This window comes from Thiohalophilus thiocyanatoxydans (genome assembly GCF_004366735.1).
In the GTDB taxonomy this organism is placed as follows: Bacteria; Pseudomonadota; Gammaproteobacteria; order UBA6429; family Thiohalophilaceae; genus Thiohalophilus; species Thiohalophilus thiocyanatoxydans.
The window spans coordinates 21,666-38,249 of sequence record NZ_SOQX01000003.1; the positions used below are offsets into that span (position 1 = coordinate 21,666).

General features: G+C 55.8%; 13 protein-coding genes. 8 read left to right on the forward strand and 5 right to left on the reverse strand.

Annotation, left to right across the window (positions count from 1 at the left end; translation table 11 throughout):
* Positions 1 to 34: 34 nt before the first annotated feature.
* Both EDC23_RS07015 and EDC23_RS07020 read left to right on the forward strand, forming a co-directional pair.
* Positions 35 to 379, forward strand: coding sequence for a Crp/Fnr family transcriptional regulator (locus EDC23_RS07015; protein WP_134082654.1), 345 nt, complete (start codon positions 35 to 37; stop codon positions 377 to 379).
* A gap of 5 nt (positions 380 to 384) precedes the next feature.
* The gene (locus tag EDC23_RS07020; protein WP_134082657.1) at positions 385 to 1,485 is read left to right on the forward strand and encodes an AI-2E family transporter; all 1,101 of its coding nucleotides are present in this window, start codon (positions 385 to 387) and stop codon (positions 1,483 to 1,485) included.
* A gap of 199 nt (positions 1,486 to 1,684) precedes the next feature.
* On the opposite strand, the gene EDC23_RS07025 is transcribed toward EDC23_RS07020, so the two are convergent.
* The 3 genes from EDC23_RS07025 to EDC23_RS07035 all read right to left on the reverse strand — a co-directional run bounded on the left by EDC23_RS07025 (position 1,685) and on the right by EDC23_RS07035 (position 5,124).
* A complete protein-coding gene (locus EDC23_RS07025; protein ID WP_134082660.1) occupies positions 1,685 to 3,115 on the reverse strand; it encodes a PhoH family protein in 1,431 nt (476 codons plus the stop codon).
* Between the two features lie 240 nt (positions 3,116 to 3,355).
* Positions 3,356 to 3,835, reverse strand: a complete 480-nt coding sequence (bcp, locus tag EDC23_RS07030) for a thioredoxin-dependent thiol peroxidase (protein ID WP_134082663.1) — start codon at positions 3,833 to 3,835, stop codon at positions 3,356 to 3,358.
* A gap of 206 nt (positions 3,836 to 4,041) precedes the next feature.
* Positions 4,042 to 5,124 (reverse strand): galactose-1-phosphate uridylyltransferase, encoded by a 1,083-nt coding sequence (locus EDC23_RS07035; RefSeq protein ID WP_134082665.1) that lies wholly within the window; start codon positions 5,122 to 5,124, stop codon positions 4,042 to 4,044.
* Positions 5,125 to 5,496: 372 nt separating this feature from the next.
* Here EDC23_RS07035 and dapA point away from each other — a divergent pair, with 372 nt between their 5' ends.
* The 6 genes from dapA to parC all read left to right on the forward strand — a co-directional run bounded on the left by dapA (position 5,497) and on the right by parC (position 13,670).
* Positions 5,497 to 6,375, forward strand: a complete 879-nt coding sequence (dapA, locus tag EDC23_RS07040; RefSeq protein WP_134082668.1) for a 4-hydroxy-tetrahydrodipicolinate synthase — start codon at positions 5,497 to 5,499, stop codon at positions 6,373 to 6,375.
* Between the two features lie 27 nt (positions 6,376 to 6,402).
* Entirely contained in the window at positions 6,403 to 7,512 is a 1,110-nt protein-coding gene (gene bamC, locus EDC23_RS07045) for an outer membrane protein assembly factor BamC (protein WP_134082671.1), read from the forward strand.
* A 35-nt stretch (positions 7,513 to 7,547) separates the two neighbouring features.
* On the forward strand, positions 7,548 to 8,306 hold the full coding sequence (locus EDC23_RS07050; protein WP_134082674.1) for an MBL fold metallo-hydrolase: 759 nt from the start codon (positions 7,548 to 7,550) through the stop codon (positions 8,304 to 8,306).
* A gap of 38 nt (positions 8,307 to 8,344) precedes the next feature.
* Positions 8,345 to 9,058, forward strand: coding sequence for a phosphoribosylaminoimidazolesuccinocarboxamide synthase (gene purC / locus EDC23_RS07055; protein WP_134082676.1), 714 nt, complete (start codon positions 8,345 to 8,347; stop codon positions 9,056 to 9,058).
* A gap of 305 nt (positions 9,059 to 9,363) precedes the next feature.
* Positions 9,364 to 11,256, forward strand: a complete 1,893-nt coding sequence (gene parE, locus EDC23_RS07060) for a DNA topoisomerase IV subunit B (RefSeq protein ID WP_134082679.1) — start codon at positions 9,364 to 9,366, stop codon at positions 11,254 to 11,256.
* A gap of 167 nt (positions 11,257 to 11,423) precedes the next feature.
* Positions 11,424 to 13,670 (forward strand): DNA topoisomerase IV subunit A, encoded by a 2,247-nt coding sequence (gene parC, locus EDC23_RS07065; protein WP_134082682.1) that lies wholly within the window; start codon positions 11,424 to 11,426, stop codon positions 13,668 to 13,670.
* A 33-nt stretch (positions 13,671 to 13,703) separates the two neighbouring features.
* Here the strand turns inward: parC and EDC23_RS07070 are convergent, their stop codons facing one another.
* Positions 13,704 to 14,777 (reverse strand): hypothetical protein, encoded by a 1,074-nt coding sequence (locus tag EDC23_RS07070; protein WP_134082685.1) that lies wholly within the window; start codon positions 14,775 to 14,777, stop codon positions 13,704 to 13,706.
* The gene (locus EDC23_RS07075; RefSeq protein ID WP_243830736.1) at positions 14,774 to 16,321 is read right to left on the reverse strand and encodes an adenylate/guanylate cyclase domain-containing protein; all 1,548 of its coding nucleotides are present in this window, start codon (positions 16,319 to 16,321) and stop codon (positions 14,774 to 14,776) included. The genes EDC23_RS07070 and EDC23_RS07075 overlap by 4 nt, the downstream gene beginning before the upstream one ends.
* Between the last annotated feature and the right edge of the window lie 263 nt (positions 16,322 to 16,584).

The following is a 16,584-nucleotide window of genomic DNA, read 5'->3' on the forward strand; positions in this document are numbered from 1 at the left end:
CATCGGTCTGTGACTGTCAACACGGTACGGGTCGGTGAATAAACTGGAAAATCAACTCCTGGACTATTTTTCCCGGTTGTCCGAGGAAGGCCGGCAGAGTCTGCTTGATTATGCCCGCTTTCTGGCACAGCAGTATCCCGCCACCCAGCCGGTGGCGGACGAACCGCTGGACTTGCCCCGGCCGGAGGATGAGACGGTCATTGCCGCCATCAAGCGATTGTCCCGAACCTATCCGATGTTGAACAAGGATAAATTGTTGCACGAGACCGCCGATCTGGTGACCGAACACATGATGCGCGGGCGGGATGCCGCTGAAGTCATCGATGAGCTGGAAGTGATTTTCGAACGCCACTATCAGGCACTGAAGCACAAAGAATAAACCCCATGCTGGAACTGCTGAAAAGCTGGTACAACCGTTATTTTTCCGATCCCCAGGCGGTTTTGCTGGCGTTCATCCTGATCATCGGCTTTGCCGTAGTGCTGATCTTCGGCAATATGCTGACGCCGGTGCTGGCGGCACTGGTGATTGCCTATCTGCTGGAAGGGATTGTCCAGAAGCTGCAAGAGTATGGCACCCCGCGTCTGTGGGCCGTGATTCTGGTGTTTACCGTCTTCCTGATCTTTCTGTTTTTCCTCTTTCTGGGTGTGGCGCCGGTGGTGACCTCCCAGCTGCAGGAGCTTTTTCAGGAGCTGCCTCGCCATTTCTATCGATTGCAGCAGTCCCTGTTGCAGTTACCCGAGCATTACGCATTCATTTCCGAGGAACAGGTCACGGATCTGACCCAACTGCTCAATCGCGAGGTCGCCTCGCTGGGGCAGAAGATCGTCAGTCTCTCGCTCGCCTCGCTGACCAATCTGGTGGTATTGATGGTCTATGTGGTGCTGGTGCCGTTGATGGTGTTCTTTTTTCTCAAGGATAAAAAGCCCATTGTGGCCTGGGCAACCGGCTTTCTGCCCAGCGAACGGGCGCTGGCCAACCAGGTCTGGCAGGAAATGGATCAGCAACTGGGTAACTACGTCCGCGGCAAGTTCTGGGAAATCCTGCTCGTCGGCATTACCACCTACATTACCTTTGAATTACTGGGTCTCAAGTATTCCATCCTGCTCTCGGCGCTGGTCGGCATTTCCGTGGTGGTTCCCTATATCGGCGCCACGGTCGTGACTATCCCGGTGGCACTGGTCGCCTACATGCAATGGGGACTGGGACCGGACTTCGCCTGGGTGGTTGTGGCCTATGCCATCATTCAGGCGCTGGACGGTAATGTTCTGGTGCCGCTGTTGTTCTCCGAAGTGGTCAACCTGCACCCCATCGCCATTATTGTCAGCGTGCTGGTATTCGGCGGCCTGTGGGGCTTCTGGGGTGTGTTCTTTGCCATCCCGCTGGCCACCCTGGTCAAGGCCTCCCTGAGCGCCTGGCCACGCGCCTCCGAACGCATCCACCAGAAAGAAGAACAACGCGAACAACAGGCCCAGGCTCAACAATAATCATTTTTCCAGTGCACTGGAAAATATCGCGGAGGACGCGGAGTCGCGGAGCCGCAGAGTTTGTAAATCATTTTGAGTTTTTAATGTTGAATTCTGAACAAAATCCCAGTTCAAAATTTAAAACTCAACATTCAAAATTATATTTTTTCTCCGCGCCTCTGCGACTCCGCGTCCTTTGCGTTTAATCCCAGTGATCGATCTAGAGCACTTCCGATGAATAATCGGCCAGGCGCGAGCGTTCGCCGCGGACCAGGGTGATGTGGCCGCTGTGTTCCCAGCTTTTGAAGCGATCCACCACGTAGGTCAGGCCGGAGGTGGTTTCGCTCAGGTAGGGGGTGTCGATCTGGGCGATGTTGCCCAGACAGATCACCTTGGTGCCGGGGCCGGCGCGGGTGATCAGGGTCTTGAGCTGTTTGGAGGTCAGGTTCTGCGCCTCGTCGATGATGATATAACGATTGAGGAAAGTCCGCCCGCGCATGAAGTTGACCGAGCGGATCTTGATTCGCTTGCTGAGCAGGTCGTTGGTTGCCTGGCGGCCCCACTCGCCACCGGCTTCCGTGTTGGTCAACACTTCCAGGTTGTCCATCAACGCGCCCATCCACGGGGTCATCTTCTCTTCCTCGGTGCCGGGCAGATAGCCGATGTCCTCGCCAACGGGGACGGTGACGCGGGTCATGATGATCTCGCTGTAACGCTTTTGTTCCAGGGTCTGTTCCAGGCCGGCGGCCAGGGTCAGCAGGGTCTTGCCGGTCCCGGCCATGCCCAGCAGGCTGACAAAGTCGATCTCCGGATCCATTAACAGGTTGAGCGCATAGTTTTGTTCGCGGTTACGGGCATTGATACCCCATACCGCATGGTTGCTGCCGCGGTAGTCCTGCACCGTCTCGATAATGGCACTGTCGTCCTCGATCCTGCGCACGATGGCATCAAACGGATTTGTCTCCTGGTCACTGACAATAAATTCGTTCGGCGACCACTCTTCGATGTCCGGACCCTTGAGACGGTAGAAGGTGCGGCCGGCGTCGACCCAGGATTCCATTTCCCGCGCATGCCGTTCCCAGAACGCCTGCTCCAGCCGGTAATGGCCCGTGTAGAGCAGATCGACATCCTCCAGCGCCCGATCGCTGCGGTAATCCTCGGCGTGGATGCCGACCACCGCCGCCTTGATCCGCAGGTTGATATCCTTGGTGACCAGGGTGACCCGCCGCTCCTGCCGGTTTTCCTGCAGGGCCAGGGCAGTGCCAAGGATATTGTTATCGGGTAGATTGCCGGGAAGGTGGTGTGGCAGACTGTCGGGATAGGCGCGGGTCTGAAAGAACAGACGCCCGCTCAGTTGCTCGGCCAGCTCCTTATGGCCGTTTTGCAGCTTATGCTGAGCCAGGGCGTCAAGATGGGCGTTGAGCGGCAGACCCTGTTCGATCTCTTCGTGACTGGCACCGAAGAGCAGTTCATCCAGAAAGCGACTGGCCTGACGGGCGTTGCGCGCCACCTCGGTACGACCTTTCTTGTTGTTGTCCAGTTCCTCGAGCACCATCATCGGCACGAAGATATCATGTTCCTGGAAGCGAAACAGTGAGGTGGGATCGTGCATCAGCACGTTCGAATCAACCACGAACAGACGTTTACTCATAATGTGATGACAACCTGGTTGAAGGGGGAAGTGGTGCGCGCCGCAGATAATGAAATACAACTGGCCGGCTTTTGATGTGCAACCACCGAAACATCGAATACTCCGAGGTCACCGATATTGACGCATTTTTCTGTCATATTGTTCAGTGTTTTCGGTGGGAGCGATGTCATCGGTGGTTAAATTCCTTCATACTCTGGAATACAGGCAAAGTCGTGTAAAAACGGCGATCCGTTTCAGGATCTAGCTTTTGTTGAGTTGCTTGACCGCGTCGAGGACTTCCTCGACATGGCCGTCGACCTTGACCTTGCGCCACTCCTGGCGCAGCTTGCCCTTGTCGTCAATCAGGAAGGTGCTGCGCTCGATGCCGCGCACTTTTTTGCCGTACATGTTTTTCATCTTGATGACGTCGAACAGGTTACAGACGGTCTCCTCCTTGTCGGAGAGCAGCTCGAAGGGGAATTCCTGTTTGGCCTTGAAGTTTTCATGGGCCTTGACGCCGTCGCGTGAGAGACCAAGAATAACCGTGTTCTGGCGTTTGAATTTGGCGTGGTTGTCGCGAAAGTCCTGACCCTCGCGGGTGCAGCCGGGGGTACTGTCCTTGGGGTAAAAATAGAGCACGACATGTTTACCCTTGAAATCGGAGAGGGAAATGGCCTGATCGCCGGTGGCCGGCAGGGTAAAGTCAGGCACTTTTTTACCCAGGCTCACTGTATCGCTCATAACGGGTTGATTCTCCTTGGCAACCATTGTTGTTCAGACACTGCGTCGTACTTATCCTGGAACAGTTGTTATAAGCGGGTCAGCTGGATAGACGGCCGACTCACCGGACACACCGATATCAAAGCAGCTTTCAGCCGGTTTTTGCAATAGCTTTTCAGTGATTCCGTGTCTTCGGTGTCGTCAGTGGTGCAGAGCACGCTCCCCGGTCAGTCCAGCTCCACGGTGCGCAGTTGCTCGGCGGCCTCTTCGGGACTGATAGTGTTGACGAACAGCCCGGAGCCGAGCTCAAACCCCGAGGGCACGCTGGTCCGGGGACAGATCTCCAGATGCCAGTGATAGCTGCCGCGGCAGTCACTGTAATCGTCGCTGCTCGGGCGCGAGTGCAGAAAATAGTTGTATTGCGCCCCGCCGATCACCGCATCCAGCCGGGCCATGGTGCGTTTGAGCACCCGCGCCAGATCCGCCATGTCTTCCGCCGAAGTCTCGAGGAAATCGCTGTTGTGTTCCAGCGGCAGGATATGGATCTCCCACTCGTAGCGGCTGGCGAAGGGTTTGATGGCGATAAACCGTTCACCGCGCTCCACAACGTACTGGCCGACATTGATGCGGCGCACGATCTTGCCTGAATCCCGGTCGTAGATGGTGGTTTCGAAAGTCAGCGCCTCGTCGATCAGGGTACAGAAGATGCAGTGGTGGTGTTTTTTGTAATGATCGCGGCTGTGCTCAAGCTCTTCCTGCAGGTTTTGCGGGACCACGGGCAGGGCGATCAACTGGCTGTGGGTGTGCGCCATGCTGGCGCCGGCGGCGGGGCCGAAGTTTTTGAAAATCAGGATGTATTTGAGTCGTTCGTCCAGGGCATACAACTCGGCGGCGCGAGACTGGTAAGCCTGGAACAGGGTTGTCAGGTGCTCTTCGGCCATTTCGTGAACGGCGATGCCGTGGGTGTAATGATCGACGATCACCTCATGGCGTCCGTAGCCGTCGATGGCCTGTTGCAGGCCGAATACGAGCCCGGATTTGTCGCGATCATCGCCCAGGACCGGATAGAGGTTTTCCACGATGCGCACTGCCCACTCGCCGGCCACCTCGTAGCGCCTGAGTTCCGGCGGGGTCTTGTCCTCGTTGCCGCGGCAGAAGGGGCAGGTCTCCACGTGCTGGCGGGTATCCCGCGGGGCCGGGGCCTCCTCCTTGCGCGGGCGCATGCTGCGGGCGGTAGCGATCAGGACCGATTCACTGGGTACGATGGGGTTGATGCGGATTTCGCGAATCGCCTTTTCCGTCTCGGACATGCCCGGCTCCTTTAATAATATAATATTCCGACTATTTAACGCGAAAATACCGGGATTTGCCCGGCTTGTTGAGCAGTTATATTTTATGGCCCTACAGGGTGGCTTAATCTTCGAACGGCTGTGGTGGTTGGACGTCAGGGCTGTGGACCAACGAGCGCCCTGAAACCACGGAAAACACCGAAAATCAGGCCGGGATCGTTTTCGGCGCCGGCCGGGCGGTGTCTCAGCGAGGTCGGTGACGCCGTTCGGGGCGGCCCGTGCTGCTGGCAAACGCGGCAAGCGCGTCCCCGGGGCCCGGTTTTCGTCCAGCGGCGGGCCGCTTGTCAGAGCCGGTGGGTCCAAGTAACATGAGTACTTTTTACGGAGAGGGGTATGTTTCAGGGGAGTATGGTGGCGCTGGCCACCCCCATGCACGAAGACGGCAGTCTTGATGAGGCCGCGCTGGCGACGCTGGTGGAGTTTCATATCGAGAACCAGACCGATGCCATTGTTGCTGTGGGTACCACCGGCGAATCGGCCACGCTGGACGAGGAAGAACACTGCCACGTCGTCAAGCGGGTTGTGGAGCTGTCGCGCGGGCGGATTCCCGTCATTGCCGGGACCGGTTCCAACTCCACGCGCGAGGCGATTTCGCTGACCCGATCGGCCAAAGAGGTCGGCGCCGATGCCTGTCTGCTGGTGACCCCTTATTATAATAAACCGACCCAGGAAGGCCTCTACCAGCACTTCAAGACGGTCGCCGAGGCCGTCGATGTTCCCCAGATTCTCTACAATGTCCCGGGACGCACCGCCGTGGATATGCAGCCGGAGACGGTGGCCCGGCTGGCGGCCGTCGAGAATATTATTGGCATCAAGGACGCCACCGCGGACGTCCAGCGCGCGCGGGATATCATCGCCCTGTGCGGTCCGCAGTTCGAGGTCTACAGTGGCGACGATGGCACGGCGATGGAATTGATGCTGGCGGGCGCCCACGGTGATATTTCGGTCACTGCCAATGTGGCACCGAAAATGATGCACGAGATGTGCATGGCCGCGATCGCCGGTGACCGGGAGACCGCCACCCGCCTGAATGATCAGCTGCTGGGCCTGCACAAGAACCTGTTTCTCGAAGCCAACCCGATTCCGGTCAAATGGGCCCTGTATGATATGGGCCTGATTCCGGCGGGAATCCGCCTGCCGCTGACCGTGCTCTCCAGCGAATACCAGACCATTGTGCATGACGAACTGCGCAAGGCCGGTCTGGTCCAATAGTTTTCAGTTTTTGCAGAGGAATCATGCATGAAGCGCCGTAATGGCATTGAAGTCGTTGTTTTGGCCCTCTCGGCCCTGACGCTGGGTGCCTGCTCAGGCAGCCCCGAGAAGGATTATCGGGCGCTCTATGCCGATCAGGTCGAAACAGAAAGCAAACAGCAATCGCTGGAGGTTCCGCCCAAGCTCAATCTCCCGCGTACGGGCCAGGAGATGCAGATCCCCGGTATCGGTCGTGAGCAGGCCAGCTATTCGGGTATGCAGGGTAACGCCGGCAAAGAAACCGACTCTGTCGTGGCGTCTGCCGAGGATGTACGTTTCGTGCGCCAGGGCAACATGCACTGGCTGGAAGTTAACCTGCCTCCGGAACAGGTCTGGGATGCTGCGGGCGAGTTTATGGAGAACCTCGGTTTCGAAATTACCGAACGCGACAGAAAACTCGGTCTCCTGGAGACCAACTGGCAGGAACGGCGCGAGCGGGTGCCGGGTAACTGGCTGGAACGCATGATTGATGCAATCGGTTCCAGTGGTTTTAAAGATCGCTACCGGCTGCGTCTGGAGCGTGGCGATAACGGAGGAACCCGGGTATTTATCACGCATCGCGGGATGAAAGAGATCGTTGTCGATGGCGGCGGTATCGAAGTGGTGGAAACCGCCTGGGTACCGAATGACACGGATCACGACCTGGAAGTGGAATTGCTGCAGCGCTTTTTGATCTCGCTCGGCGGTGACGAGGAGCAAGCAAGCCGGATGGTCGCGACCGCCGAGCCGGAGGAGCGCACCGAGTTCAGGCAGGGGCAGGATACGTTGCTGCTGCAGGTCAACGAAACCTTCCCGCGTACCTGGCGGCGGGTTGGACTGGCGCTGGATCGTGTGGGACTGCTGGTGGAAGATCGCAACCGTTCTGAAGGTGCCTATTACATCAAGCTCACCGAAGAATTCATGAAACAAGAGAAGCAAGGTTTCTGGGCCAGCCTGATGGAGAGCGAGGATCAGAAAGCGGCGATCGAAGCGTTGCTGCTGCGGGTCAGGGAGCGGGGTGATTACACTGAGATCAGTTTGCGGGATCGTGACAATCAGAAAATCGATCCGGAGCTGAGCAAACGTCTGCTCGAGGAAATCGAAGTCCACTTGCGCTAATCTGTCACCACGAACATTCAGGTTGGGGAGAAGACGTGCGATTTGCACTGATCGGCAGTGGCAGTAAAGGCAACGGCACCTTAATCGAACATGGCCGGACCCGTATCCTGATCGACTGCGGGTTTTCCCTGCGTGACACCGAGGCCCGGCTGCAGCGTCTCGACTGCGATCCGCAAAGCCTGGATGCCGTGCTGGTGACCCATGAACACGGGGATCATATTCGCGGTGTGGGGCTGCTGGCGCGGCGTTACGGCGTACCGGTGTGGGCGACACGGGGCACCGTCAACGGTTCCCAACCCGGCAAGGTGCCGACACTGAATCTGTTTGACGTCCATCAGACCCTGGCGATCGGCGAGATCGAAATTCAACCGTTCCCCGTGCCGCACGATGCCCGCGAACCCTGTCAGTTTGTGTTCAGTGACGGCGATCGGCGTCTGGGCCTGTTAACGGATACCGGGAGCAGCACACCGCATATTCATGCCAGCCTGTCCGGTTGTGATGCCCTGATTCTTGAATGTAATCACGATCCGCAGATGCTGGAAGAGGGTCCCTATCCCGTCAGTCTCAAGCAGCGGGTCGGCGGCAGTTACGGCCATTTGAGCAACGCGCAGGCGGCGCAAATACTGGCCAGTCTCGATATCGATGATTTGCAGTATCTGGTGGCGGCGCATTTGAGCGACAAGAACAATACCCCCGCACTGGCCCGTCAGGCGCTGGCCGGGGCACTGGGCTGTCTGCCGCGGGAGGTCGAGGTGGCCTGTCAGGAGCAGGGCACTGACTGGCGTCAGGTCTGACAGCGACAAAAGCATAACCGCTTGCGAGGATAAGCATCATGCAAAAACAACAGGAACTGTACTCGGGCAAGGCAAAAACGGTCTATACCACCGATGATCCCGACAAACTGATTCTGCAGTTTCGCAACGACACCTCCGCCTTTGATGGCGAGAAACTGGCGCAACTGGATCGCAAGGGCATGGTCAACAACAAGTTCAATGCCTTTATTATGCAACAGTTGCAACAGGGCGGCGTGGCAACGCATTTCGAGCGTCTGTTGTCCGACGAGGAATCGGTGGTCAAAAAACTGGATATGTTGCCGATCGAATGTGTGGTGCGCAATCTCAGTGCCGGCAGCCTGTGTCGTCGACTTGGAGTCGAGGAAGGCCAGCCACTCAATCCGCCAATATTCGAGTTTTTCCTCAAAGACGATGCCCTGCATGATCCGATGATCAATGATTATCATATTCTATCGTTCAACTGGGCGAGCGTGGACGAAGTCGAAACCATGAAGCGGCTGACCTTCCAGGTGAACGATATCCTCAAGCAACTGTTTCTGGATGCCGATTTGCTGCTGGTCGATTACAAACTGGAGTTCGGGCGCTTTGACGGTGAGCTGTTGCTGGGTGATGAATTCACTCCCGACGGCTGTCGCCTGTGGGATGCCACTACCCGTGACAAGCTGGACAAGGATCGTTTCCGCCAGGGGCTGGGCGGTGTCGTGGAGGCTTACGAGGCGGTCGCGCGGCGCCTGGGCATTGAACTGGGCTGAGCATGCCTGTTCTGGCCGATATCCGTGGGTATGATGCAAAACGGGAAAAGATTGTTGTAGCTGACGTCCGACAGGGCACGGTGGATCTTGCATGAGGGGCCCTGTTCCTGTGCAGGGCAGGAAAATAACCGTCCCCGCGGTTAATAATAACTTTAATTCTGACCGGGTTCTCCAGCGCAGTGCAAAATCGTGCACATATCCGGCACGATTCATTTTGCCCGATGCCGCATTCGCCCGTAGAATCGACTCCTGACAATCGGCCGGGGATGACGCCGGCGAGTACCATTGTGATATAACGGTTAACTATGAATACGAAATATACCTCGGAGTCCATTGAAGTTCTGACCGGACTGGAACCGGTGCGTAAACGCCCCGGTATGTACACCCAGACCGAACGTCCCAACCATCTTGCCCAGGAAGTTGTCGATAACAGTGTCGATGAGGCGATAGGCGGGCACGCCAAACGGATTGATGTGGTGCTGTTCAAGGACGGCTCTTTGCAGGTCAGTGATGATGGGCGCGGCATGCCGGTGGATATGCATCCGGAAGAAAAGGTGCCGGGCGTGGAAGTGATCCTGACCCGCCTGCATGCCGGCGGGAAGTTTTCCAACAAGGATTACCAGTTCTCCGGTGGCCTGCACGGAGTCGGTGTCTCGGTGGTGAATGCCCTGTCCAAACATCTGGAAGTCTGGATTAAACGTGATGGCAAGGAGTACAACATCGCCTTTGCCAACGGGGACAAGAAATCCAGTCTTGAAGAGATTGGCACGGTTGGCAAGCGTAATTCCGGCACCACCCTGCGCTTCTGGCCTGATCCCCAGTTTTTCGATTCACCCAAATTCTCCGTGCCGCGACTCAAACATGTGTTGCGCGCCAAGGCGGTCCTGTGCCCGGGCTTGCACGTTACCTTCAAGGACGAGGCCGGCAAGGAGGAAGAGGAGTGGTATTACGAAGATGGCCTGCGCGATTATCTCAAGGGTGAACTGGGCGGCGTGGAGCTGTTGCCGCCGGATATTTTTATCGGCAGTTTCAGCGGTAACCTGGAAGCCGTCGACTGGGCCCTGGCCTGGGTGCCCGACGGTTCGATCAACGTCAGCGAAAGTTACGTCAACCTGATCCCGACGGCCCAGGGCGGCACACATGTCAACGGCATGCGCACCGGCCTGACCGAAGCGGTCAGGGAGTTTTGTGAATTTCGCAATTTAATCCCGCGCGGGGTCAAACTGGCGCCGGAGGATATCTGGGAAAAACTCAGTTATATCCTCTCGGTCAAGCTGGAAGACCCCCAGTTCTCCGGCCAGACCAAGGAGCGACTTTCCTCGCGGGAGTCGGCGCCGTTTGTTTCCGGGGTGGTCAAGGACGCCTTTGGTTTATGGTTGAATCAGCACAGCGACATGGGCGAGCAGATCGCCGAGCTGGCGATTAACAATGCCCAGAGCCGGTTGCGCGCCGGACGCAAGGTGGTGCGCAAGAAGGTGACCCAGGGCCCGGCGTTACCGGGCAAACTCGCCGATTGCTCGGCCCAGGATTTGAGCCGCACCGAGTTGTTTCTGGTCGAAGGGGATTCGGCCGGCGGCTCCGCCAAGCAGGGGCGGGATCGTGAATTCCAGGCGATCATGCCGCTGCGCGGTAAAATTCTCAATACCTGGGAAGTGGAGCCGGCCGAGGTACTCGGCTCCCAGGAAGTGCACGATATCTCTGTTGCCCTGGGAGTGGATCCCGGCTCCGATGATCTTTCCAGCCTGCGTTACGGTAAGGTGATCGTGCTTGCCGATGCCGATTCGGACGGCGCGCATATCGCTACATTGCTGACAGCGCTGTTCCTGCGCCACTTCAAGCCGCTGGTGGACGCCGGGCACGTCTATATTGCCATGCCGCCGCTGTACCGGATTGATGTCGGCAAGGAAACCTACTATGCACTGGATGACGCCGAACGCCAGGGGACGCTGGACCGCATCGCGGCGGAAAAAATCAAGGGCAAGGTGCAGGTCACCCGCTTCAAGGGCCTGGGCGAGATGAATCCCCTGCAGTTACGTGAGACCACCATGGATCCCGACACCCGGCGCCTGGCGCGACTGGTAACCGAAAGCGGTGACGGCACCCAGCAGATGATGGATATGCTGCTGGCCAAAAAACGGGCGGGCGATCGCCGGGCCTGGCTGGAGAAAAAAGGCGACCTGGCGGACATCGAGGTTTAAGAAATCTACCGCAGAGGCGCGGAGACGCAGAGAAAATAATGTTGAGTTTTCAATGTTGAATTTTTAATTAGAGTCAGCTTACCAATTCATAATTTAACATTAAAAATTTAAAATTATAATTCTGCGCCTCTGCGGTAAAAACGATCTTGAGGAAGTGAACGGACACCATGAGCAATCAATTCGAAGAAAATATTGAACTGCTACCGCTGAAGGATTTTACCGAGCGGGCGTATCTCGATTACTCGATGTACGTCATTATGGATCGGGCGTTACCGCATATCGGTGACGGTCTCAAACCGGTGCAGCGGCGTATTGTGTATGCCATGTCCGATCTGGGCCTCAAGGCCGGCTCCAAGTTCAAGAAATCGGCCCGCACAGTGGGTGATGTACTGGGTAAGTTCCATCCCCATGGTGACAGCGCCTGTTATGAAGCGATGGTGCTCATGGCGCAGCCGTTCTCCTATCGTTATCCGCTGCTTGAAGGCCAGGGTAACTGGGGTTCGCCGGATGATCCCAAGTCGTTTGCCGCCATGCGCTATACCGAGGCCCGTCTGTCCCGCTACGCCGATCTGTTGTTGTCCGAGCTGGGGCAGGGGACGGCTGACTGGGTGCCCAATTTCGATGGGACGATGAGTGAGCCGGAAGTTCTGCCCTCCCGGGTCCCGCATGTCTTGATGAACGGGACGACCGGCATTGCCGTGGGAATGAGTACCGATATTCCGCCGCATAATCTGACCGAGTTGCTTAACGCGTCGGTCCACCTGCTGGAAAACCCCAGGACCACCATCAAGGAATTGTGCAAGCACCTGCCCGGACCGGACTATCCTACCGAGGCGGAGATTATTACCCCGAAAGCCGATCTGGTGAAAATGTATGAAACCGGCCACGGTTCGATCCGGATGCGGGCCCGGTACGAGCGGGAAAAAGATGACATCATCATCACCGCCTTGCCCCATCAGACTTCGCCGGCCAAGATTCTGGAGCAGATTGCGGCCCAGATGCAGGCCAGAAAATTACCCATGGTGGTGGATCTTCGCGACGAGTCCGATCACGAGCATCCGACCCGTCTGGTCATCGTACCGCGCTCTAACCGGATCGATGCTGACGAGCTGATGACTCATCTGTTCGCCACCACGGACCTGGAACGCACATACCGGGTCAATATGAACGTCATCGGCCTCAACGGCCGCCCCGGGGTCCGCCATCTGAAGGATTTACTGAATGACTGGCTGACCTTCCGCACCGCTACCGTGCGCCGCCGTCTGGAATATCGCCTGGACAAGGTCAGCAAGCGGCTGCACATTCTCGACGGCCTGATGATCGCCTACCTCAATATCGATGAAGTGATCAAGATTATCCGCGAGAATGACAAGCCCAAGCCGGTGTTGATGAAGCGCTTCAAGCTTTCCGATGAGCAGGCCGAGGCGATTCTGGAACTCAAGCTGCGCCATCTGGCCAAGCTTGAAGAGATGAGTATTCGTACCGAGCAAAAAGAGCTGAAAGAGGAGCAGGCCGAGCTGGAGAAGATTCTCGGCTCCAAACAACGCCTCAAGACGCTGGTCAAAAAAGAACTCAAGGAAGTGGCCAAGGAATACGGGGACGAGCGTCGCTCGCCCATCGTCTCCCGTGAGGCTGCCCAGGCGCTGGATGTGACCGAACTGGTCAGCGCCGATCCGGTGACGATTGTCTTGTCGGAAAAAGGCTGGATCCGCACCGCCAAGGGTCACGAAATGGATCCCATCGAATTGAATTACAAATCGGGCGATGCGTATCTCAACAGCGCGCGGGGCAAGTCCAACCAGCTGGCGGTGTTGATCGACTCGACCGGGCGCACTTACGCCCTGCCGGCCCACACATTGCCTTCCGCAAGGGGGCAGGGCGAGCCGCTCACCGGTCGTCTGAGTCCGCCGCCCGGCGCCACGTTCTGTGGTGTGGTGACGGGTAACCCGGATCAACTGGTCTTGCTCTCTACCAGCCACGGATATGGCATGGTGAGCAGGCTGGAGGACATGATCACCCGCAATAAAAAGGGCAAGGCCATGCTCAAGGTTCCTGAAGGTGCCCGGGTATTACCGCCGGTTCCGGTCACCGATATGGAAACCTACTGGGTGGCGATGGTCTCCAACGAAGGCAAACTGCTGATTCACCATGTTGCCGAGCTGCCGGTATTACCCAAGGGCAAGGGGGTTAAAATTATGAACATTCCCCCGGCCAGGGCCAAAAGCGGGCAGGAGTACGCCACGGCTGTCACGGTGCTCGAAGAGCAGGACAGTCTCAAGGTCTATTCCGGCAAACGGCACAAGGTGCTCAAACCCGAGGAGATGGAGCCTTATGAGGGGGAGCGGGCCCAGCGTGGTATCAAACTGCCGCAGGGCTTTCGTAACGTAAATCGCATGGAGCCCGTGGAGGAGTAGCAGGATCCGCTGATAAGGGGAAAGAGGCCGTGATCAGTTCTGATTCTGCAAAGAGGGAATACCGGGTTCTTTCTCCTGCAGTTGCCGGAGCTTTTTCAAAACCCGGTGTGCCCGATCAATGTACCCATTGAGCTTCTGGTTATCCGGCGCGATGGTTTGCAGCGATTCCCAGATTTGCAGGGCATGCTCGATTTTGCCGTTACTGTAGAGTCGACGCGCAGACTCCATACGCTGCTCTATACCTGCCTTCAAGTGTCTGTCGAGTTCATCCAGGAGTCCCATTGCCTCTTTGTCCAGAGACGGAAAGTCACTCGATGCTTTTAAATGATCGTGAGATCGTTGCAGGTTATCAAGACTGTAACCCTGCCTGAGATTGGAAAGTATATCGGTTGTTTTTTGTTTGTATTGTCGGAGACTGGCTGCTTTTTCCTGGTTTATTTTTTTACGTGCCGAAGCCACTCGCGGGTCGTACTGAATATCACGGTCTATTCTTTGTGCCAGTGACAGGCAGGTTTTGGCCAGATCGAGTCGATTTGCCGAACTTGAAGTGCGGATGCACTCGATCAGTGCCTGTAATGCCTGTTCCCGATCATGCTCGTAGTCGCGAACGCCGGAGACAGATTGATAATTACCCGGTATAGCTTTCTTTATTTTATCGTATAATACGGTATTGTTGCCCAGCCAGGCGCTCTTTTTTATTAATAAGCGTAGTTCAAGATCCTTTAAATAGGCCTGCCTTTTTTCCAGAAAATCCGCGTACGATTGACGCAGTTTCTCGTGTTCCGGAATTTTCTCCAGGTTTTTTTCATAGAGCTGTGCCGCCTTGTGCCACTCGTTGTTTCTGACAAGCTGGTTTGTTCGGGAGATGGTTTTTTGTTCAAGTTTTTCAGCCAGTTTGATAATCTGCTCTCGTTTTTGCATTAATAGCGCATAATCCGCCTTGTTGTCCTTGACATGCTCAAGTGTTTTGAGTGCCTTGTGATATTTTTCTTCCTCGATCCACTGGTCAATTTTTTCCGCAAGATTGGCGTCGAAGGAATGAAGGTAAGCACAATTGCCAAGCGAAAGAGACAGGGCGACAATCAAGAAAAAACGATGAAGAGTCATGCGACAAACTTTCCTGAAGCTATTTCATCAAGCTGATAATCCATAGTGCTGCGGTAGCTTTCGGCAACATCGTTGACAATATAGGTTGAGACGGGCTCGGTAATACCGCGTAACTGTATCGATTTGTGTTTTCTTGCACTTACTCGCCAGTTTATATCCTCATCCTTGTAAAGAATCTCTGTGATGACGACCTGGCCTTTGTCGGCAACAGAATGAAGCCGGGAGGCAAGATTGACGGCTTCCCCGACGACGGTATATTGCATGCGTTCCGGTGAGCCCATGTTTCCTGCAAGCATGACACCGGTGTTGACGCCGATCCGGAAATAGACCGGCTGTTTTCCCTCTCGTATGCGCCGGGCATTCAATCTGTCAACCAGGCGTTGAATCATAACCGCGCAGGCGATTGCATTGAATTTATGCTCCTCATCGTAATCCGGTATGCCAAAAACAATCATGGCACAATCGCCCATATATTTATCGATTGTACCCTGGTAAAGCTCACTGACCATGGCTATATAGGAGAAGTATTCATTCAGCAAGCTGGCAACTTCGTCAGGCGGGAGTTTCTCTGACATGCTGGTGAAGCCGACAATATCGGCGAAAAGTACCGAGCCTTCAATATGTTTTCCGCCAAGCTGAACTTCATCCAGGTTGGAAAGAATCTGTCTGGCAACATTGGGGGAAACATAACGGGAAAAAGCATTTTCAACCTGGGATTTTTCCAGCAAGCCTTTTGCCATATCATTAAACGATGAAGTCAGATAGCCGATTTCATCGTTTCGGCGCTCGTCAATCCGGTAACCATAGTTGCCGCTGCCAATGGCCCTGCTTGCATCCATCAATCTGTGTATCGGCCGGGAGAGACGATCGCCCATGATGAAGGCTATGATGACTCCCATAATAATCATGAGTATCGTTGCGGCGGCGATAGCTTTGATTGTGTGTTGTATGGACTGGCCTAATGCTTCCTTGCTGAAACTGACCATGGCATGCCCGGCAATAACGCCCTGAAACCGGATTGGCGTAATAAATGAGACGGCATCAATTGTCTCGCCTTCCTCATTCGACGACTGCCAGGAAATACTGTAGCTGTTGTTGCCAACATCATTCGATTGGCCGTATAGATTGATAATATCCTTGACCGGTCCGGCCCCTGAGGAGGCCAGGGTCTTGCCATTATCGGAATAAATTGCGGCGCCGAGAATGCTTTCGTTGCTGCCAAGATTGCTGATAACCACCATCAGGCTCAGCGTATCATCGGATAACACCAGTTCCTTGGATGACTCGGCCAGTTGGCTGACCATTGCCTGACCGTATTCATCCATTTGACCGCGTAACAGTTCGGTCTGATTCGTTACAATGACCAGACCCAGTAGAATCATGCCGCCGCTGATCAGCAGGGTAATAATCAGCGATAATTTATAGGCGATGGGAAAATATTCCGGGACATGGTTTTTTACAAAACGCCGCAGCCGGGAACGGGAGCGAACCCGCCAATGTTTCAACTGACGGATGAGCGCACGCTGTGTCGAGAGTATACCCATATTCTTTATATTACCAAAGCAATGCGTCCGGAGGGGGCAGGGGGAGAGTGTTCGGGCCTCTGGTCCGCTGTCGGATAGTGCCTCTTTGAGAATCTCCTTTCCAGATGCCTATAATTATCAGTATATTAAAGCATAATGTCACGCTTTGTCCCCAGGAAAAGGGGACCAGCTTCGAGCCGGCGATTTTGTGAACTGTGTCACAAGCAGGTGACGGGAGGAGAGCCATTTGAGACACGCTGTGACCCGCGCAGGTGACTGGCGGT

Excerpts from the sequence above, each read along its gene's own strand:
- bamC (WP_134082671.1), top strand. The coding sequence starts at position 6,403 with ATGAAGCGCCGTAATGGCATTGAAGTCGTTGTTTTGGCCCTCTCGGCC.
- parE (WP_134082679.1), top strand. The coding sequence starts at position 9,364 with ATGAATACGAAATATACCTCGGAGTCCATTGAAGTTCTGACCGGACTG.
- EDC23_RS07035 (WP_134082665.1), bottom strand. The coding sequence starts at position 5,124 with ATGTCCGAGACGGAAAAGGCGATTCGCGAAATCCGCATCAACCCCATC.
- dapA (WP_134082668.1), top strand. The coding sequence starts at position 5,497 with ATGTTTCAGGGGAGTATGGTGGCGCTGGCCACCCCCATGCACGAAGAC.
- EDC23_RS07075 (WP_243830736.1), bottom strand. The coding sequence starts at position 16,321 with ATGGGTATACTCTCGACACAGCGTGCGCTCATCCGTCAGTTGAAACAT.
- bcp (WP_134082663.1), bottom strand. The coding sequence starts at position 3,835 with ATGAGCGATACAGTGAGCCTGGGTAAAAAAGTGCCTGACTTTACCCTG.
- EDC23_RS07070 (WP_134082685.1), bottom strand. The coding sequence starts at position 14,777 with ATGACTCTTCATCGTTTTTTCTTGATTGTCGCCCTGTCTCTTTCGCTT.
- EDC23_RS07020 (WP_134082657.1), top strand. The coding sequence starts at position 385 with ATGCTGGAACTGCTGAAAAGCTGGTACAACCGTTATTTTTCCGATCCC.
- purC (WP_134082676.1), top strand. The coding sequence starts at position 8,345 with ATGCAAAAACAACAGGAACTGTACTCGGGCAAGGCAAAAACGGTCTAT.
- parC (WP_134082682.1), top strand. The coding sequence starts at position 11,424 with ATGAGCAATCAATTCGAAGAAAATATTGAACTGCTACCGCTGAAGGAT.
- EDC23_RS07025 (WP_134082660.1), bottom strand. The coding sequence starts at position 3,115 with ATGAGTAAACGTCTGTTCGTGGTTGATTCGAACGTGCTGATGCACGAT.